The 19,018-nt window shown below is 66.7% G+C and carries 16 protein-coding genes; 10 read left to right on the top strand and 6 right to left on the bottom strand.

The features are described 5' to 3' along the window. Positions 1-5 precede the first annotated feature (5 nt). The 4 genes from AB0M74_RS16810 to AB0M74_RS16795 all read right to left on the bottom strand — a co-directional run bounded on the left by AB0M74_RS16810 (position 6) and on the right by AB0M74_RS16795 (position 3,951). Positions 6-866 (bottom strand): hypothetical protein, encoded by an 861-nt coding sequence (locus AB0M74_RS16810; protein WP_366527150.1) that lies wholly within the window; start codon positions 864-866, stop codon positions 6-8. A 36-nt stretch (positions 867-902) separates the two neighbouring features. Next, positions 903-1,472, bottom strand: a complete 570-nt coding sequence (locus tag AB0M74_RS16805; protein ID WP_366527149.1) for a GNAT family N-acetyltransferase — start codon at positions 1,470-1,472, stop codon at positions 903-905. A 159-nt stretch (positions 1,473-1,631) separates the two neighbouring features. Beyond that, positions 1,632-3,116 (bottom strand): nitrate/nitrite transporter, encoded by a 1,485-nt coding sequence (locus tag AB0M74_RS16800; RefSeq protein WP_366527148.1) that lies wholly within the window; start codon positions 3,114-3,116, stop codon positions 1,632-1,634. A 148-nt stretch (positions 3,117-3,264) separates the two neighbouring features. Continuing rightward, positions 3,265-3,951: an FCD domain-containing protein gene (locus AB0M74_RS16795; protein WP_366527147.1), complete on the bottom strand. Its 687-nt coding sequence runs from the start codon at positions 3,949-3,951 to the stop codon at positions 3,265-3,267. A 98-nt stretch (positions 3,952-4,049) separates the two neighbouring features. Here AB0M74_RS16795 and AB0M74_RS16790 point away from each other — a divergent pair, with 98 nt between their 5' ends. The 6 genes from AB0M74_RS16790 (at position 4,050) to AB0M74_RS16765 (ending at position 12,101) form a co-directional block, all read left to right on the top strand. Further along, entirely contained in the window at positions 4,050-5,279 is a 1,230-nt protein-coding gene (locus tag AB0M74_RS16790) for an MFS transporter (protein WP_366527264.1), read from the top strand. Positions 5,280-5,560: 281 nt separating this feature from the next. After that, the gene (locus AB0M74_RS16785) at positions 5,561-7,057 is read left to right on the top strand and encodes a nitrate/nitrite transporter (RefSeq protein ID WP_366527146.1); all 1,497 of its coding nucleotides are present in this window, start codon (positions 5,561-5,563) and stop codon (positions 7,055-7,057) included. A 26-nt stretch (positions 7,058-7,083) separates the two neighbouring features. Continuing rightward, a complete protein-coding gene (gene nirB / locus AB0M74_RS16780; protein WP_366527145.1) occupies positions 7,084-9,633 on the top strand; it encodes a nitrite reductase large subunit NirB in 2,550 nt (849 codons plus the stop codon). Positions 9,634-9,697: 64 nt separating this feature from the next. Further along, positions 9,698-10,111: a nitrite reductase small subunit NirD gene (gene nirD / locus AB0M74_RS16775; RefSeq protein WP_366527144.1), complete on the top strand. Its 414-nt coding sequence runs from the start codon at positions 9,698-9,700 to the stop codon at positions 10,109-10,111. Further along, entirely contained in the window at positions 10,108-11,331 is a 1,224-nt protein-coding gene (locus AB0M74_RS16770; RefSeq protein ID WP_366527143.1) for a uroporphyrinogen-III synthase, read from the top strand. The genes nirD and AB0M74_RS16770 overlap by 4 nt, the downstream gene beginning before the upstream one ends. Continuing rightward, entirely contained in the window at positions 11,328-12,101 is a 774-nt protein-coding gene (locus AB0M74_RS16765) for a CbiX/SirB N-terminal domain-containing protein (protein WP_366527142.1), read from the top strand. Before AB0M74_RS16770 ends, AB0M74_RS16765 begins: the two co-directional genes overlap by 4 nt. Positions 12,102-12,351: 250 nt before the next feature. Here the strand turns inward: AB0M74_RS16765 and AB0M74_RS16760 are convergent, their stop codons facing one another. After that, positions 12,352-13,311, bottom strand: a complete 960-nt coding sequence (locus tag AB0M74_RS16760) for a helix-turn-helix domain-containing protein (protein WP_366527141.1) — start codon at positions 13,309-13,311, stop codon at positions 12,352-12,354. Positions 13,312-13,450: 139 nt separating this feature from the next. On the opposite strand from AB0M74_RS16760, the gene AB0M74_RS16755 reads away from it, so the two are divergent. From AB0M74_RS16755 to AB0M74_RS16740, 4 genes are all read left to right on the top strand, one after another. Then, positions 13,451-14,356 carry an NAD-dependent epimerase/dehydratase family protein gene (locus AB0M74_RS16755; RefSeq protein ID WP_366527140.1) on the top strand — a complete coding sequence of 302 codons (906 nt, stop codon included), beginning with the start codon at positions 13,451-13,453 and terminating at the stop codon, positions 14,354-14,356. Positions 14,357-14,507: 151 nt separating this feature from the next. Next, complete coding sequence (locus AB0M74_RS16750; RefSeq protein WP_366527139.1) at positions 14,508-15,332, top strand: AMP-binding protein; 825 nt, start codon at positions 14,508-14,510, stop codon at positions 15,330-15,332. A 383-nt stretch (positions 15,333-15,715) separates the two neighbouring features. Beyond that, a complete protein-coding gene (locus tag AB0M74_RS16745; protein ID WP_366527138.1) occupies positions 15,716-16,693 on the top strand; it encodes an alpha/beta hydrolase family protein in 978 nt (325 codons plus the stop codon). A gap of 72 nt (positions 16,694-16,765) precedes the next feature. Further along, a complete protein-coding gene (locus AB0M74_RS16740) occupies positions 16,766-17,101 on the top strand; it encodes a TfoX/Sxy family protein (protein ID WP_366527137.1) in 336 nt (111 codons plus the stop codon). A gap of 9 nt (positions 17,102-17,110) precedes the next feature. Here AB0M74_RS16740 and AB0M74_RS16735 read toward each other — a convergent pair whose 3' ends face one another. Next, positions 17,111-18,814, bottom strand: coding sequence for a metallophosphoesterase (locus AB0M74_RS16735; RefSeq protein ID WP_366527136.1), 1,704 nt, complete (start codon positions 18,812-18,814; stop codon positions 17,111-17,113). Between the last annotated feature and the right edge of the window lie 204 nt (positions 18,815-19,018).

The following is a 19,018-nucleotide window of genomic DNA, read 5'->3' as shown; positions in this document are numbered from 1 at the left end:
CCGTGTCACAACCGGAACCACCTGCGGACGAGCAGCGCGAAGAACACCGAGGTCGAGACCGTGCCGACGTACGCTTCGATCACCAGCAGGGTCTGGCCGACGCCGCCGATGTCTGTGGTGTCGCCGACGCCGACTGGGTTGAGGAAGTTCATCAGGCACAGATAGAACGTCGCAGGCACCTCCACACCGGCGAGGAAGCTGATGGTGAGTGTGAACCCGACCAGCAGCAGAGCCATCCAGGAGAGGAGCCGGAATGGCTGATATCCGTAGCCGCACAACAGGTCCGAGATATGGCCGCCGGTCCGGCGCCAGCCGGGCGGCAGCGCCTCGAACCGGGCGCGCGCCTGGGCGAGGCCACATCGGTCGGCATCGTCGTCGTCCTCGTTCTGGCGGTGCAGACTACCTGCGCGCCGGAACGCGAGTGCTGCGTGACCGGACAGTCCGGCCGAGCGCAGGCAGTCGCCGAGGCGTTCGTATACCTCGGCGAGCATGGTGTTCTGGGTGCCGCTGAGCCGCAGCGGGCCGCGGAACTCGACCTCGGCGGCCAGCAGGGCGGCCAGGAATTCCAGCGGAACGGTGCCGTGTTCGTCGTCGTCGGTATGTGGTTCGCGGGTGGCGCCATAGAGATTCGTGAACACCAGGCTGTCGCCACGCCGCCGGATGCCGGGCGGTTCGTAACTGGCGACGACGGTTTCGACATGCGTGTTGAAGGAGTCGAGCAGCCGCTCCTCACGCGGCTGCCGGTATCGGCCGTCGAGACCGGCTAGGTGGTCGATGATCTCTTCTGCGTACACAGCGGCGTGCCGATGGATCCGGGTTGTCATCGACGCGACGAAAGTGGATGACAGATCCGGTTGATCGGACATGTAGATCTCCCCCGGGAGTGACACGTCGGCAAGACGTTATTTCCACCATAGCAATGGAATTCGGCTATTGGTCGGCTCCGGCGATGGCTTGAGCCAACGCTTGTCGTTCGGTCCGGCGATCGGTGGTGCGAGGGCAGTGCGATGGATCCGGTGCATCAGCACGTCGCGCGGCTCGTCGTCGCCGAAATACCGCCGATCGTGGCCGACCCAACGGAAGCCCGCATTCTTGTACATGGCGGCGGCGCCTTGATTGGTCGGTCGCACGGTGATGAAGATCCGGTCGACGCGGGCGGCGCGGCAGCTCGCGATGGCCCGATCGAGCAGCGCGGTGCCCAGGCCGCGCCGCTGGTGGGCACCGGCGACGGCCAGCCCGAGCACCCACGCCAGCTGCGCCGCGTTGATGCCGACGATCGCGTATCCGCAGACGTGCCCGCCGATTTCGGCCACCACCCAGTGTGATCCGTGCAAATCGAACAATTGGCGCAGGATCACAGAGGAGTAGGCCAGGTCCCCGAGCTGTTGCTTTTCCAACGCGGCGATGTCGGCAAGGTCCTCCCGCGTCGCAGTCCGATACAACGGTGTCTGCGACTTCTTGCTGATATTCAAATGCTCACCTCTGTCACCCCGATGTGAGTCCGCTTTCCAGCGTAAAGCGTCGGTGCCGCGAGGGGGGCGAGACGGGTGAAAGCCGAACGCCACACCTCGGGTCCCGACCTGAGTCGGAACGAGCGGTGTGGCGTTCGGCTTGTACTGCGGCGCTGGTGATTACACGTTGGCGTAGGCCAGCGAGGGGATCCGCCCGACGCCGAGCGTGGAGCGCAGGTAGAAGAACCAGGTGACGGTGGCCATCACGAGGAAGGCGGCCGCGTAGGTCCAGAACGCGGGGGTCATGCTGTGGAAGTTGATGTTGGACAAGCGAAGTGCCTGCTGCAGCACGTATCCCCCCGCCGCGCCGACTGCGCCGATGACACCGATGGCGGCGCCTGCCTGCCGCCGTGCCGATGCGACAGCGTCGGTGGCATCCAGGCCGTGTTCGGAGGCGTACTTCTTGGCCTCGGCGCTGAAGATGGAGGGGATCATCCGGTAGGTCGAGCCGTTGCCGATGCCGGTGAGGACGAACAGCAGTAGGAACGAAATCAGGTACAGCGGGAAGCTTTTCAGCTCCAGCGCGGCCAAGATGAGCGCGCACGCCACCGCCATACCGCCGAAGACGTACACCGTGATCTTGGCGCCGCCGACCTTGTCGGACACCCAACCGCCGAACGGGCGGCTGAAGGAGCCGACCAGTGCGCCGAGGAACGCGAGATTGCCGAGCGTGGTGATCCAGCCGATCTTGGCGAGGTCGGGGAAGTTGGCTTTGATCAAGGTCGGGAAGGCGAAGGAAAACCCGATGAACGAGCCGAATGTGCCGATGTAGAGGAACGACATCACCCAGGTGTGTCGGTTGGTCAGCGCCAGCTTGTAGGACCTGCCATCGGATTTGGCAGTGCTGATGCTGTCCATGTACCGGAGCGCACCGAAGGCCGCGATCAGAATGAACGGCATCCACACCAGGACCGAGAGGGTGATGCCGAACCGGTAGCCCGCCGCGTCCTTGGCCATGATGTGCGTGCCGAGCGTGATCAGCAGTGGCAGCACCAACTGGGTCTGGGCGACGCCGAGGTTGCCGCCCGCGGCGTTGATACCGAGTGCCGCACCCTTTTTGCCCTCGGGGAAGAAGAAGTTGATGTTGGCCATCGAGGACGAGAAGTTGCCGCCGCCGACACCGGCGAGCGCGGCCAGGATCATGAACACCCACATCGGTGTGCCGGGGTGATTGATGAAATAGGCCAGGCCCGAGGTCGGGATCAACAGCATCGCGGCGCTGAAGGCGGTGAAGGCTCGCCCGCCGAACTTGGGGATGGCGAAGGTGTAGGGAATGCGCAACGCCGCGCCGACCAGTGTCGGGGTGGAGGTGAGTAGTAGGGCATTGCTCACCGCGGTCGGGTTGCCCTTGCCGAGACCGGCCAGGAAGTCGAAGCCCGCCAGGCCCATGCTGGTCACCACGGTGCCCCAGATGACCCAGACGCTGAAGCCGAGATTCTCGGCGAACACGGAGAAGATCAGGTTCTTACGAGCGGTGAGTTTGCCGCCCGATTCCCAGAATTTTGCGTTGTCGGGCTCCCAAGTATCCAGCCAGCGACCACGCTTCTGGTGCTCGAAAGTGGTTGTGTCCGAATGCTTGCCGGTGGCAGCTACTGTGGCGGTCATCGGCTTCCTCTCGATTGGGCTCGGCTTGTTGCCCAGCTACGGTCGAGACAAAGGTAGAAGCCGGTTGTTGCGTGTGAGTGGCCGTCGGTGACGTTCCCGGCAATTCCGACTCACATGGTGGGACGCCGCCCGGTGACCACTCGGTTACCTACCGCGCTTGTTCGTCACGTGCGGGATATTCGGCGATGAGCGTGGCCAGGAAACAGGTCGCCGCCTGAGCGGCTCGATCGGGGTCACCGTCGATCACGGCCTGCACCAACTCGTTGTGCTCCGCGTCGAACGCGTCGTCGGACTTCTTGGTCCGCGCGCGGATCACCTGTTCGATGGTCGGCAACAACGAGTCGTAGAACTCGAGGTATACCGCGTTGTGGCTGGCGACCACGATCGCGCGATGTAGTTCGACGTCGGCCTCGATGGCCGCCACGTTCTCCGCGTTCCAGTGCTCCTGATTGCGTTCGACCAGCAGGTGTCGCAAATTCGCGATGTCGGAGTCGTCGCGGCGGCGGGCGGCGAGCGCGGCAGCGGTGGAGTCCAAGGCCTGGCGTAGCTCCAGGACGTCGCGCTCCTCCGCGTCGGCGAAGTACTTCGCGAGTGTGCCGCCGACCTCCGAGGCGGCGATCACGTAGGTGCCGGAGCCTTGTCGGCGCTCCAGCATGCCTGCGTGGACGAGCGCCTGCACCGCCTCGCGCACGGTATTCCTACCGGTGCCCGTTAGCTCGGTGAGCTCCGGTTCTGTAGGGATGCGAGAGCCGATAGGCCAACGGCCGGAACGGATTTCGGCACGCAGCTGTTCGGTGACCTGGGCTATGAGGCTGGTGCGCCGGACTGGTTGCACCGGAACAGAGTACCGCCCATCACAAATGGTTGCCTCCTATCATCGGGTCATCCTATGATTTCTCGGTGACCGCAACCCTCGAGGAGACGACAACTCGCCTGGTAGCCGACCGGGTCGAGCAACGCCGACGTGCGCTGACCGAGGGCCGCCTCCTGATCCTCGGTGCCATTGTCGTGTCCGCGCTCACCCTCCGCGTTGCGGTCACCGCATTCAGTCCGCTCGCCGAGCGAATCGGCGCCGACATCGGCTATTCGACCGCCGTGATCGGCGTCTTCGGCATGATTCCGACCGCGATGTTCGCGGTGTCCGGTCTGCTGACGCCGATCTTCGTGCGCAGGCTCGGGCTCGAACGCACCGCCATGGTCGCCATGCTGATGGCCGGGCTGGGCATGTTGATCAGGGCCACCATCAGCAGCACCGCTGCCATGTTCGTCTTCTCCGCCCTCGCCCTCGGTGGCATGGGTATCGGCAACGTGGTGATCCCGCCGTTGGTGAAGCGGTACTTCCCGGACCGGCTCGCGGTGGTGAGCTCGCTGTACATCACCATGGTGCAGCTCGGCACCGTCGTGCCAGCCCTCATCGCCGTCCCCGTCGCCGAGGCGCACGGCTGGCGGATCTCGCTCGGCCTGTGGGCGGTGCTCGGATTCGCCGCGGCGCTGCCGTGGATCGGCGTACTGCGCGATCGCCGCGGCCGCGACGTTGTCGACTCGACCGGTTTGCCTGCCGCGAGGCGCGAGCCCAAGGGCAAGGCGTGGCGTTCGCCGGTGGCCTGGGGCATGGCGGGCATGTTCGGCATGACCTCGCTGACCACGTACTCGATCTTCACCTGGTTGCCCGAGATCCTCGGCGAGGCCGGTGCGAGCGACGCTTTCGGCGGCACCATGGTCGCGCTCTTCGCGCTCGTCGGGCTGGTTTCCGCGTTCACCGCACCGACTATCGTTGCGCGCTTCCGCAATCCTTTCCCCTTCGTCGTCGGCTGCGCGCTGTTCTTCTTCATCGCCTTCGCCGGACTGCTGATCGCACCGATGGGCGCACCGGTGCTGTGGGTGGTGCTGCTCGGCCTCGGCCCGAGCACCTTCCCGATGGCGCTCACACTGATCAACCTGCGCACCAGAACCCCGCAGGGCTCGGCCTCGCTGTCGGGCTTCACCCAGGGCGTCGGCTACGCCGTGGCCTGCGTCGGGCCGCTGTTGTTCGGCATGCTGCACACCGCGACCGGCGGTTGGCTCGCACCGTTCGCGTTACTCAGCGTCGCGGTGCTGGTGTTGCTCACCGGCGCGTGGCAGGCCTGCAAGCCGCGGATGCTCGAAGACACCTGGCATCAATAGCGTCGGCGGCCGGCGTTCGTCGCGATTACCGAACCTCGCGTCGAGTTGCGAGGTCGTGATGGGCCGAGCATGCTGTGCGTCACACCCTGCGTCGGCTGCCGATGTCGAGGTCGGTTGTTTGTGACGCGCGGAAACCGTTGCGTCATATACCCGAAACATTCGGTGGGTTCTCACCTGTGCGGCCGGGTAATCGTGAGCAACCGTTGATTTGACGGTCATTTCGCGCAGCATTTCGGCAATACCCGTTTCCTACGGTTGGGCTAACCGATTTTGGGAGGCCCTTGTTGAGCACGCTGACGCGTAACCACAACATCGAGCGCTGGGATGCCGAAGATGTCGCGGCCTGGGAGGCAGGCGGCAAAGACATTGCCAAAAGAAACCTGATCTGGTCGGTCTTCGCCGAGCACGTCGGTTTCTCGGTGTGGTCGATCTGGTCGGTCATGGTGCTGTTCATGCCCACCGACACATTCGGCATCGATCCGGCGGGCAAGTTCTTCCTTGTCGCGGTGCCGACCCTCGTCGGCGCGATTCTGCGGATTCCCTACACCGTCGCGACGGCACGGTTCGGCGGTCGCAACTGGACCATCTTCAGCGCTGTGCTGCTGCTTATTCCGACGCTGCTCACGCTGTATTTCATCAACCAGCCCGGCACCTCGTACACGACCTTCCTCGTGGTCGCGGGCTTCGCCGGTTTCGGTGGCGGCAATTTCGCCTCCTCGATGACCAATATCAATGCTTTCTATCCGCAGCGGCTCAAGGGCTGGGCGCTCGGTCTGAACGCGGGCGGCGGCAATATCGGTGTCCCGGTGATCCAGCTGCTCGGTCTGCTGATCATCGCCACTCTCGGCAACGGCTACGCCTCGCTGATCTGCGCTGCCTACCTGCTGCTGGTAGCGCTGGCCGGTGTCGGCGCCGCGCTGTACATGGACAATCTGCGCAACCAGAAGGCCGATCTGTCCTACATGATCACGGCGCTGCGGGTGCCGCAGTCGTGGGCGATCGCGTTCCTTTACATCGGCACCTTCGGTTCCTTCATCGGCTACAGTTTCGCCTTCGGCCAGGTGCTACAGATCAGCTTCAAGGCCGGTGGCGATACCGCTGCGCAGGCGGCACTGCATGCCGCGCAGATCGCTTTCATCGGACCGTTGCTCGGGTCGCTGGCGCGACCCTACGGCGGCAAGTGGGCCGACAAGATCGGCGGCAGCCGGGTCACCATGTACGTGTTCGGGGCGATGATGGTCGCGGCCGTCATCGTCGCGGCGGCCAGCACCGTTGGTGATCGCAACGGCGGTGTGCCGAGCGGTGCGGTGATGGTCGCGCTGATCGGCGGGTTCATCGCGCTGTTCGTGCTGTCCGGCATCGGCAACGGATCGGTCACCAAGATCATCCCGTCGGTCTTCGACGCCAAGTCCAAGAGTCTGGACGTGAGCCAGGCCTCCCAGGCCGCGTGGTCGCAGAACACCTCCGGCGCCCTCATCGGTTTCGTCGGCGCCATCGGCGCGCTCGGCGGGGTCGGCATCAACCTGGTGCTGCGGTCTTCCTACGCCTCGACCGCGTCGGCCACCACCGCGTTCTGGGTCTTCATGGCCTTCTATGTGGCGTGCGCCGCGCTGACCTGGGTGGTCTTCCTGCGCCGCCCGAGCATGCGGGCGACCTCCACCGCCACGAGCCTCGATTCCGACGTCGTCGTCGAGGCCGAGGCACTCGTCCTCGAGGCCGAGGCCATCGACTCGAGCAGCACCAACTCCACGTCCGCGAGCCCGTCGGCCCGAGCCTGACGCCGAAATATCAACGGAGGACAGTCATGAACTCGACAGTCGAACCCGCTCAGCGCAAGATCGCGGTGGTCGTCGGCCACGGCATGGTCGGGCACCGGTTCGTGGAGGCACTGCGGTCCAGGGACGAGGCAGGCCAATGGCAGGTCGTCATCCTGAGCGAAGAGCGGCTGCCCGCCTACGACCGGGTCGGTCTCTCCTCCTACGTCGGGGTGTGGGATACGAGCGCGCTCGCCTTGCCTGGTAACGAGTACGCGGGCGACGACCTGGTCGAGCTGCGCCTCGGTCAGCGCGCGGAGGCCATCGACCGGGCGGCCCGCAAAGTCACCACCTCCGCGGGCGACACCATCGCCTACGACGCGCTGGTGCTCGCCACCGGGTCGTACCCGTTCGTGCCGCCGGTGCCGGGCCACGACCTGCCGGAGTGCTTCGTCTACCGCACCCTCGACGACCTGGACGGCATCCGGGCGACCGCGACGGCGGCAGGTCCCGGTGCGGTCGGTGTGGTCGTCGGCGGCGGTCTGCTCGGCCTGGAGGCGGCCAACGCGCTGCGGTTGCTGGGGATGACTCCGCATGTGGTGGAGTTCAACGCCAGGCTGATGCCCGCCCAGGTCGACGAGGGCGGCGGCGCGATCCTGGAGCGCCTGGTCTGCGACCTCGGCCTGGAAGTGCACACGGGTGTCGGCACCTCGTCGATCGAGACTGCCGCCGACAGCACGCCGGCCGGCCGATTGAAGGTCACCCTCTCCGACGAGACGGTGATCGACGCGGCGCTGGTGGTGTTCTCCGCCGGTGTCCGCCCCCGCGATCAGATCGCCCGAGACTCCGGTCTGGAGGTCGGCCCGCGCGGCGGCATCATCACCGACCTCGGCCTGCGGACTTCGGATCCGAACGTTTACGCGATCGGCGAGTGCGCTGCTGTCGAGGGCACCTGCTACGGGTTGGTCGCTCCCGGCTACACCACCGCGGAGATCGTCGCGGACCGATTGCTCGGTGGCGCAGGCGAATTCCCCGGCGCGGACATGTCGACCAAACTCAAGCTGCTCGGTGTCGACGTGGCCAGCTTCGGTGATGCGCACGGCACCACCGAGGGCGCGCTGTCGGTGGTTCTGCACGACGCTGCCAAGGGCACCTACGCGAAACTCGTTGTCTCCGACGATGCCAAGATCCTGCTCGGCGGCATCCTGGTGGGCGATGCCACCGCCTACGCGGCACTGCGTCCGTTGGTCGGTCGTCCGCTGCCTGCCGAGCCCGCTGCGCTGATCTCGCCGGCCGGTGCCGAACTCGGCGCGGACGCACTGCCCGACGACGCCCAGATCTGCTCCTGCAATAACGTTTCCAAGGGCGCGATCTGCGGGGCAATCGCCGACGGCGCCTGCGACGTACCCGCTGTCAAGAGCTGCACTTCCGCTGGAACTTCCTGCGGCGGTTGCGTTCCCATGCTCAAGAAGCTGCTGGAGCAGTCCGGCGTCGAGATGTCCAAGGCGCTGTGTGAGCACTTCGGCCAGTCCCGGGCCGAGCTGTTCCAGATCGTCCAGGTCACCGGTATCCGCACCTTCTCGGCCCTGATCGCCAAGCACGGCACGGGCACCGGCTGCGATATCTGCAAGCCGACGGTCGCCTCCATCCTGGCCTCCACCTCGAGCGAACACATCCTCGACGGCGAGCAAGCGGCCTTGCAGGACACCAACGACCACTTCCTTGCCAACCTGCAGAAGAACGGCACCTATTCGGTGGTGCCGCGCATGCCCGGCGGCGAGGTCACCGCCGACCAGCTGATCACCATCGGCGAGGTGGCCAAGGAGTTCGGTCTCTACGTCAAGGTCACCGGCGGTCAGCGTATCGACCTGTTCGGCGCGCGGGTCGAACAGCTGCCGCTGATCTGGAAGCGTCTGGTGGATGTCGGCATGGAGTCCGGCCACGCCTACGGCAAGTCGCTGCGGACCGTGAAGAGCTGTGTCGGCTCCACCTGGTGCCGGTATGGCCAGCAGGACTCGGTCGGCATGGCCGTGCTGCTGGAGAAGCGGTACCGCGGCCTGCGTTCGCCACACAAGCTGAAGCTGGCGGTGTCCGGTTGCGCTCGTGAGTGCGCGGAGGCTCGTGGCAAGGACGTCGGTGTCATCGCCACCGAAAACGGCTGGAACCTCTACGTCGGCGGCAACGGTGGTCTCACGCCCAAGCACGCGGTGCTGCTCGCCGGTGAGCTCGACGACGAGACACTCATCAAGTACATCGACCGGTACCTGATGTTCTACATTCGCACCGCCGACCGCTTGCAGCGCACCGCGCCATGGCAAGAGGCCCTCGAGGGCGGGATGGACTACCTCGAGCAGGTCATCTGCGAGGACAGCTTGGGCATCGCCGAGGATCTCGAGGCCGCGATGTCTCAGCATGTCGCCGGCTACCGCGACGAATGGGCCGCGGTGCTCGACGACGAAGAGAAGCTGTCGCGCTTCGTCTCCTTCGTCAACGCTCCCGAAGAGTCGGATCCGACCATTTCGTTCGACGACAGCGGGGAACGAAAGGTTCCGGTGTTGCTCGGGATGCCGGAAATCCCGGTTGCCTCGAGCGGGCAATAACCGCGTAACCCCCTAGAAACAGGACGCCGGTACCAATGGGTAAGGCGTTTGGAGGATGACACCGATGACCGTGATCGATACCCCCGGTATTCCCGCAGTGGCCACCACCGGCTGGACGCAGGCCTGCCGGCTCGACTACCTGATTCCCGGCCGCGGCGTTGCGGTGTTGCTGAAAGGCGGCAGGCAGGCTGCCCTGTTCCTGCTATCGGACGGCACACTCGCTGCCGTCGGCAATATCGACCCGATCGGTCGAGCGGCCGTGATGTCGCGCGGGATCGTCGGTGATCGCGGCGGCATCCCTGTGGTGGCCTCGCCGCTGCTGAAGCAGGCATTCTCATTGCTCGACGGGCAGTGCCTCGACGACGATTCGGCAGCGCTGCCGGTGTACGCGGTGCGGGTCTACGACGGCATCGTTTCGATTTCCAACGAGCCGGTCGTCACCGAGCTCGACTCCTCCGCGGACGGTGGATCGGCATGACAACAATCGATGCGGGCGCCTGCCTGGCCGGATTCACGGTCGGCATCACGGCGGCCAGGCGAGCAGACGAGTTCGCCACGCTGCTGGTTCGACGAGGCGCCGGTGTCGTCTCCGCTCCGGCCATTCGGATCATTCCACTCGCCGACGACACCGAATTGGAGCGGGTGACCCGCCTGCTCGTCGAGGATCCGCCGCAGATCGCGGTGGCCACCACCGGAATCGGCTTCCGCGGCTGGATGGAGGCGGCCGAGGGCTGGGGGATCGCCGAAGATCTGCGCACCACGCTGGCTTCGGTCCGGATGCTCGCGCGCGGTCCGAAAGCCAAGGGGGCGATCCGCGCCGCGGAACTGCGCGAAGAGTGGTCGCCGGCCTCGGAGTCTTCGGCCGAGGTGCTCGACCATCTGCTCGCCGAGGGCGTCGAAGGCGTGCGGATCGCGGTCCAATTGCACGGTGCCACCACCGAATGGGAGCCGGTTCCCGACTTCTGTGAGGTATTGCGTTGTGCGGGAGCGGATGTCGTTCCGGTCCCGGTGTACCGCTGGATCCCGCCGGAGGATCAGGGTCCGATGGACAACCTGATCGAGGCCATCGTCACCGGAAGCCTGGACTGCGTGACCTTCACCAGTGCGCCGGCAGTGGCGTCACTGTTGATGCGCGCCAAGGAAACCGGGCTGATCGAGGGGGTGTTGCACGCGTTGCGCGGTCGGGTGCTGCCTGCCTGCGTCGGGCCCATCACGGCGGCGCCGCTCGAGGAACTCGGGGTGCCGACCACGATGCCGGGCCGGGCCCGGCTGGGTGCGCTGGCCAGGCATGTCGCCGAGGAGCTGCCCCGGCGCGCGAATCGAATCTACGCGGCGGGGCACACGATCAGCGTGCGCGGCGCGTGTGTCGTCGTCGACGGATCGGTACGGCAGCTGGCGCCCGCGCCGATGGCATTGATGCGGTCGCTCGCTCGGCAGCCCGGTCGGGTCGTGTCCCGTGAGGATCTGCTCGCGGCGCTGCCCGGCGGCGGTGACGACACGCATGCCGTGGAAACCGCGATTGCCAGGCTGCGTGCCGGGCTCGGCGCGCCGAAAGCGATCCAGACTGTGGTCAAACGTGGCTATCGGCTGGCGCTGGACGCCGTCGAATGCACCGACAACTATCCGCGTCCGGATCCGTCCGGCATTGCCACACCGGCGCGAGCGCCGCGATACGCACAGGTCGCGGGGAGCTGGTGACGGCTCCGGCCCTGGTTCTGGTGGCGCACGGCACCAGAAGCACCAAGGGCGTGCAGATGATCGCCGCGCTGGCCGAGGCGGTGACGCGGGAACTCGGCGCCGCGGTTTCGGGGCGCGACGCCGGTTGTCCCGGTACCTCGGAGGACGAGCGGCTCCGGGTGCGTACCGCATTCGTCGATGTGCTCGGCCCTTCGCCGTCGGAAGTCCTGCGTGACCTGACCGACGCCGCGGGCGAAGCCGTTGCGGCCGTGGTAGTTCCGGCGTTCCTCGCCTCGGGGTACCACGTGTATCAAGATGTGCCACGGGAAGTATCGGAAAGCGGCCACCCCGCCGTCGCGGTCACCGCGGCCATGGGCCCGGACCCGGCGTTGGCCCGGGTCATGGCCATGCGCCTGCGCGCCGCAGGTTGGCGTCCCGGTGACGCGGTGGTTTTCGCCGCCGCGGGATCCTCCGATGCCAGGGCGCGCCAGGATGTTCGGCGTGCCGCGGCGATGCTTGCCGAGCACCTCGGCGCACCGGTCCGTATCGGCTACGTCGCGACCGGAGCGCCCCGTGTTCCGGACGTGGTCGCGGCACTGCGTGATTCGGGCGCTCGACGCGTCTTCATCGCCTCTTACCTGCTGGCGCACGGTTTGTTCCAGCAGCGGCTGCACGAGGCGGGAGCCGACGGCGTCGCGGAGCCGATCGGCGTCCATCCGGCTGTCGTCCGCCTCATCGCCAACCGCTATCGCACCGCCGCACACGAATTGGTCCGCGTCCGCGCACGCTGAACGCACGGTTGTCTCGCTGTCGTCACCTCGGCGCGGAATTGCCGACCGACGGCGGTAGCGGCGCGTTCCGACTCCCGTTCCACCAGCGGATCGCAGTGGCCGGAGTCCGCCTACCAGGGCTCTGCTCATCATTGCGTACACGACCTCGGGAAGGAACGACCACGTCTGGATCGGTGGTCCTGGGTGCGATCGTGGGCGCTCGGGGATTCGCCGCACGAGGTGTGCGGCCGTGTCGGATCGGACGCCGTCTTCAGGCGGTCCGGTGTGGGGCCCGGGTGAACGAGGCCCGATAGGCGGTCGGCGGGATGCCCACGTGGCGGATCATGTGCTGACGCAACGATTCCGCGGAGCCGATGCCGCTGTGGCGGGCCACCTGATCCATCGGCAGTGTGGTGGACTCGAGCAGTTCCCGTGCCCGCTGGATGCGTTGATGTAGTAGCCATTTCTGCGGGCTGAGTCCGGTCTCCTCGTGGAAGCGGCGGGTAAGGGTGCGCACGCTGGTGCGGGCATGACCGGCTAGCTTGTCGAGGGACAGGGGAGTGTCGAGGCGTTCCATGGCCCAGTTGCGGGTGGCGGCCAGGGAAAGACCGTTCTCGGGCGGCAGTGGGGCGTCGACGAATTGGGCCTGGCCGCCGGGGCGAACCGGTGTGACGACGGCGGCGCGGGCGGCCGCGTTGGCGATGGCCGCGCCGTAGTCGCGACGAATCAGGTGTAGGCACAGGTCGATTCCGGCGGCAGCGCCCGCTGCGGTGGTCATCGGTCCGTCCTCGATGAACAGGGCGTCGCTGCGGACGGTCACGTCGGGGAACATCGTGGCCAGTTCGTCGGCAAGTCCCCAATGGGTGGTTGCGGTGCGGCCCGCGAGCAGGCCCGCCTGGGCGAGTACGAAGGCGCCGCTGCAGATGGAGGTGACGCGTTTGCCCTGTTCCACGGCGCGCCGCAACGCCGCCACAGTGGCATCGTCGGCCGTGCCACGACTACCCGTGCTCGGCACGATGACCGTGTCCGCCTCGTCGATGGCGTCCAGGCCGCGCGTCACGACGACATCGAAACCACCCAGGGTGGCCCGCACCACGCCGGGCTCGGCGGTACACACCACTATCCGGTACCCGGGCTCGCCGTCCGTCGCCACCGCACCGAGCAGTGTTTCGGGCATGGCGAGGTCGAAGGCTTTCACCGGCGCTACGGCGACAACTGCCACAGTCTTCATGGCCTGATCCTTGGGATAGCTGGCTGTTGGGCCACTAGCCTACCTCCGGCGCTGCGGGCACAGTTGATCCCACGCGAACCGCAACCGGCGTCCGCGCCCGGGATTTGCGTGAATTAACCTGTCCAAGAAGGGAATTCGCATGTCAACACATGTCATTGTCGGCCGTGGCGGCACCGCATCGGCAACCGCGATTCGGCTGGCCGAATCCGGCGACCGGGTACGGGTGGTCAGCCGTAGCGGGACAGGCCCGGAGCATCCGAATATCGAACGGATCGCACTCGACGCCGGTGATACAGCCACCCTCACCGCACTGGCGAAGGGCGCCGACACCGTGTTCAACCTGGCCATGCCCGCCTATCACACGTGGCCGCAGACAGTGCCGCCCTTGTTCGGGTCCATCCAGTCCGCCGCGGAGCAGTCCGGAGCGAACTATGTGATGCTCGGCAATACCTACGGTTACGGCCCGTCGGACAGCGTTGTCACCGACGACGCACCGCTCGCCGCGACCGGGCCCAAGGGTCGGGTGCGTGCGCAGATGTGGCAGGAGGCGAAGGCCGCACATGATGCGGGCAGGCTGCGCGCTACCGAGGTCCGGGCCGGGCAGTACCTCGGCGCGGGCGCGGTGTCGCTGTTCTCGATCGTGGTGCAGCCGAAAGTTCTCGCCGGACAGCTTGCGCTGGTGCCTCAGGAACTCGACTTGCCCCATCCCTACACCGCGATCGGCGACGCCGCGGCCGCACTGATCGCGGTGGCCCGTGACGATAGGGCGTGGGGCAGGGCCTGGCTGGCGCCGACGATCACATCCACCGTGCGTACGGTTGCCGAGCGGTTCGCCGCTGTGGCAGGCGCGCCTGCGCCGCAGCTCTCGGTGATGACGGATCGGGAACTGACGCTGCTCGGCAACACCGACCCGTTCTGGATCGAGTTGTTCGAGACCTACCACATGTCGCACCGGAAGTTCATCGTCGACGATTCGGCCATCCGGAACACTTTCGGCGTCACCGCCAGCGATCTCGATGACGTACTCGCGGAGGTGGTTGCGTAATCGGCATCCGCCCACGCCCCGAGGGTTCCGGCATAGCCCTGTCCAGGGTGACATCCGGACGGCGTGGAATACCCGCGCCTGCCTATCGGATGCCGTAGGTTTGCCCGGACATTCTTCAGCGGCATGCTTTCCGAAATGGCGGGGAGGCGTTGTGACGGAAGTCGGCGACGACACCGTGCCGAAGGCGCGGCGAAGCGTGTGCGCCGACCTCGCGCGGACCCGGTTGCCACCGGAACTGCCGCAGGCGGGGATCGTTCCCGAAGCGGTCGTTCTGCGTGCGGGCGGGCACGGCATGACCTACCGGGAGTTGGACGAGGCGTCCTCGCGCTGGGCGCGGGAACTGCTGGCCGATGGTGCGGGGCCCGGTGAGTTCGTCGTGGTCGCGGTGCCGCGCTCCCCGGAATCCCTGCTGGCACTGTGGGCCGTGGCCAAGACGGGTGCCTGCTTCGTGCCGGTCGATCCGAGCGAGCCTGCCTGTCGCATCGCCGCGGTGATCGCGGATTCCGGTGCACGTCAAGGACTCACGATCGCCGCGATACGGCCGAGCCTGCCCTGTTCGGGTGAATTCTCGCAGGATGACGGTGTCGACTTCGCTGCCGATGACGCGGCCCGATATGGCACGGGCGACGTACCTCGGCGCAGTGCTGATGATGCGGCGCACTGTGATACCGACGCGGCACTGTACGTCGGAGTAGACCACCTCGGTCGGCACCGCATCGATTGGCTGGCGCTCGACGATCCGCGCGCGGTCGGGCGGGCGGCAAGGCGGGCGGGCTCCCCGGTCGGCAATGCCGACCGGGCGCGTGCGCTGCGGCCGGGTCATCCCGCCTATCTGATCTACACCTCTGGTACCACCGGAACGCCGAAAGGTGTGGTCGTCACACATCGCGAGCTCGGACCGCTGACCGACTACATCATCGATCACTATGGTGTGCACCACGAGTCGGTTGTCGTGCCGGTATCGGGCTGCACCTGATGGTGTGGCGACTCGAAACCTCGTCCATGGTCCACCCTGGAGCGCGAGGGCAAGCACCATGATCGGTCCGATCCTGCGGTCGGTGCCTCGAGCGAATCGCCGAATCTGCCGGCGCCGGCGGGGGTAGAACTTCCCGATCCTGCTTCGGCGAGTGATGAACACTGGCGTCCCGTTCCTCGTCGCAGGCGCGGAGTGGCTGTATGCCTACCGGTCGCACGCCGCCCCGGGATCAGCCGCGCACGCTCCACTGATCGATTGCTGAAAGCAAGCTGCGCGCCTATCCGGCACCCGAAGGCGGCGTCGACATGCGGGTGCTTTCGGCTGGAGAACACGCGTGGCGAATGTCCGAGCCCCCAGCGTTTCGATGCGCAAGAATCCAGATCATGTACCGGCTGCTGCGATGCCTGGTTTCCGTCATTGCCCTTTCGGCTGCGATAGCCCCAGCTACGGTGGCTGCGGCCGACCCGAACGACTCCAGCATCCTCGATGTGCGCCCGCTCGGCGGACGGCAACTCGAGGTGGTGGTCCACTCGGCGGCGATGAATCGTCCGATCACACTGTGGATGTCGCACCCAGGTCCTGGCGCGCCTGCTCTGTATTTGCTGAATGCTGTGGACGGCGGCGAAGAGGGCGGCGCGTGGACGCGCCGCACCGATGTCGCGGAATTCTTCGCGGACAAGAACGTCAACGTGATCCTGCCGATGAGCGGGCGGGCCACCTACTACACCGACTGGCTGCGCGACGATCCCGCGCTCGGCCGCAATCAGTGGACGACCTTCTTGACCAGGGAGCTGCCCCCGCTGCTCGAGGCGCGATTCGGGATGACCGGCCGCAATGCCGTTGCGGGACTGTCCATGTCCGCGACGTCCGCACTGAACCTCGCGATCGGCGCACCCGGCTTCTATCAGGCGGTCGGCGCCTACAGTGGGTGTCCGCGAACCAGTGACCCGGCGGCGAATGCCTATGTCCACGCCTCGCTCGCGCCGTTCGGCGCGAATGCCGACAACATGTGGGGCGCACCCGACAACCCGGCGTGGGCCGAGCACGACCCGATGGTGCAGACCGAGCGCCTGCGCGGCGTCGCCCTCTATGTTTCGGCGGGCAACGGCGCTCCCGGCGTGCACGAGACCCTCAGCGACCCGGGCATCGACGGCAATCCCGCGCGGCTGGCGGACCGCATGCTCGTCGGTGGCGTCATGGAAACCATCATCGGCGGCTGCACCCGCCCCTTCGTCGACCGCCTCGCCGCGCTCGGCATCCCCGCTGTGGTGAACTTGCGCCCCGGCACGCACGCCTGGGCCTACTGGCAAGACGACCTGCACGAGTCCTGGCCGATGTTCGCCGCGGCTATCGGCGCATAGCCGCAGGCGAGCGGGTCGCCGCACCGGAAGCGATGCCGCGAACCTGTCGGTACCCGGGGCGACAATGTGACCATGGCATACGACGTGGAACTGGCCGACCGGATCCGGGAGCTCATCGAACCCGGACCCGACCTGACCGAGAAGAAGATGTTCGGTGGTCTGGCATTCCTGATCGGCGGCAATATGGCGGTGGCGGCGAGCGGGCAGGGCGGGCTGCTGGCCAGGGTCGATCCCGAGCAATCCGACGAACTGCTCGCCAACGACTTCGTCGAGACGATGGTGATGGGCGGCCGGTCGATGCGCGGCTGGCTGCGGGTCACCGACGAAGCGCTGGTGAGTGAGGAGGCGCTGCACGAGTGGGTGGAGCGCAGTGTCGACTACGCCCGCTCGTTGCCCGCGAAGAGGTGATGAGTCGAGCTACGGCCTGGCCAGCCGCCGGAAGGTGACGCGGTCGAACTCGCGACCGTATTCGTCCACGGCGACCACCTCCATTTCGCTGGCGAAGATGCCTGGCCGGACATCGACGCGCAGGAACGAGTAGTTGCGGAAGCGGACCCGCGACCACGGGGCCGATTCGTCCTGCTTGTCGCCGCCGGGCGTCCACACGTAGCTGTCGGGCACGGTGGTATCCGGCAACTCGTTGCCGCGGAACGATTCTCGGGAGCCGGGCTGGAAGTCGTAGCGGGGCCGTCCGCCACCGCCGACGGTGTAGTAGACGGTGCCGTCGGTCTCCGGGTAGACGAGGGAGTTGTCGCCCGCGACCTTCGTCGCCGCGCCTGCGCGAATCGGGTCGGTCCGCTCGTAGACATGGTTGTGGCCCTGCAACACCAGATCCACCTGATATCGGTCGAACAGCCCGGTCCAGGCATCGCGGACGCCGCCGTCGCTGGCATGCGCTTCGGTGGTCGAGTAGGCACAGTGGTGGAAGAAGCAGACGATGAAGTCGATGTCCGGGTTCGCGCGGTAGCCTGCGAGGGTTTGTTCGACCCAACTCGTCTGCGCCCCACCGGAATACCCGGTGTTCGCTCGAATCTCATAGGAGACGTCGTTGGCGTCGAGCGAGAGGACCGCGACATTGCCGTAGGTGAACGAATACGCCGAGGGGCACCCGGCCGGTCCGTTGCCGGGGAAATCCAGGCGCGCCAGATGACCGGCGTAGCCGTGGCTTCCGTAGGTCGCTTCCATATCGTGGTTGCCGGTGGCGAACAGCCACGGCGTCTGAGCGGCGCTGCGCTCGATGGCGCCGAAGTAGACATCCCACACATACGGATTGAACTTGTCGAATCCACTCGGTAGCTGCGCGCCGTGGGCCACGAACCGATTCGGCTTGCCGGCGCCGGAGGGGTCCGCATAGGCGATGTCGCCGGCAAGGATGTGGAAATCGGGTGTGGCGGAGGCGATTTGGCGCAGCACGTTGGACGCGTGTGGCGCTGTCGGGTCGTTGTCCGGCTTGTAGTACTTGTCGTCGTAATCGCCCGCCGCGACACCGAGCGGCTGTCCTGGAGTCTCGTCGGTGCCCTGGTCGCCCATCATGGTGAAGCGGAACGGCACGATCGCGCCGCGGGCGGTGGGCATCGCAGGGGCCGCGGTCCGGATGTCGCCGAGGAAGCCGTCCGAGGTCCGCCACCGGTAGAAGTGCGGCAATCGCCCCGGCAGCCCGTCCACCGGCGCGTGCACATAGAACTGTTCCGCGGCGAGCACCCCGCCGTCGCTCGAGGGCACCTGGGTGAGCAGATTGCGGACCTCGGCCTCGACGGTCCCGCCGAGCGCCGGCGTCGGCCCGTGGTCCAGAAAGACCTTCGTACCCGCGGGCGAACGGGACAGTTGGCCGGAGAACCGGAGTTGACTCGCCGCATCCGCTCCGTATCCGACGTGTCGCCCGCCGACCGCGAGCTGTGTGCCTTCGGCGTAGGCCCGCTTACCGAACGGAGAGGCGCCGACTGCCGCGACCGCTGCGGCGGCGGCCGCACCGCGCAGGATATTGCGCCGGGAAACCGTGTGGCGGCGGAGGAACGCCCGATGCCACTCGTGTTGCTCGTCCATCGTCATATGGGCGGCCGAGCCAGCCGGTATTCCGGTGTCCGGAACATCACCCGCGGGGTTCAAGGAATTCGACGGCATGGCATCCGATGCTGTACGTCCGCGGCGCGTCCGGCAACTCGACACCACTGAGCCATAGACGAATAGTGGGTGAACTCGCATTCCGCGAGCCATACCGGATACGGCATATCGGACAATCGGTGCAAATTGACCGAATGCTTCAGTGGCCGAGGAATTCTCGGCCGGGCGGATCTTCCCCGTGTCGGGTGCGGATGACTAGGCTGC

Origin of the sequence: Nocardia sp. NPDC051463, from assembly GCF_040681975.1 — a bacterium.
Taxonomy (GTDB): Bacteria; Actinomycetota; Actinomycetes; order Mycobacteriales; family Mycobacteriaceae; genus Nocardia.
The sequence above is the reverse complement of the archived record's forward strand: the minus strand, read 5'-3'. Positions and strand labels throughout refer to the sequence as shown.

Coding starts and splice junctions, on each gene's coding strand:
- AB0M74_RS16760 (WP_366527141.1), bottom strand. CDS start 13,311: ATGAAGACTGTGGCAGTTGTCGCCGTAGCGCCGGTGAAAGCCTTCGAC.
- AB0M74_RS16810 (WP_366527150.1), bottom strand. CDS start 866: ATGTCCGATCAACCGGATCTGTCATCCACTTTCGTCGCGTCGATGACA.
- nirB (WP_366527145.1), top strand. CDS start 7,084: ATGAACTCGACAGTCGAACCCGCTCAGCGCAAGATCGCGGTGGTCGTC.
- AB0M74_RS16800 (WP_366527148.1), bottom strand. CDS start 3,116: ATGACCGCCACAGTAGCTGCCACCGGCAAGCATTCGGACACAACCACT.
- AB0M74_RS16740 (WP_366527137.1), top strand. CDS start 16,766: ATGGCATACGACGTGGAACTGGCCGACCGGATCCGGGAGCTCATCGAA.
- AB0M74_RS16735 (WP_366527136.1), bottom strand. CDS start 18,814: ATGCCGTCGAATTCCTTGAACCCCGCGGGTGATGTTCCGGACACCGGA.
- AB0M74_RS16755 (WP_366527140.1), top strand. CDS start 13,451: ATGTCAACACATGTCATTGTCGGCCGTGGCGGCACCGCATCGGCAACC.
- AB0M74_RS16745 (WP_366527138.1), top strand. CDS start 15,716: ATGTACCGGCTGCTGCGATGCCTGGTTTCCGTCATTGCCCTTTCGGCT.
- AB0M74_RS16770 (WP_366527143.1), top strand. CDS start 10,108: ATGACAACAATCGATGCGGGCGCCTGCCTGGCCGGATTCACGGTCGGC.
- nirD (WP_366527144.1), top strand. CDS start 9,698: ATGACCGTGATCGATACCCCCGGTATTCCCGCAGTGGCCACCACCGGC.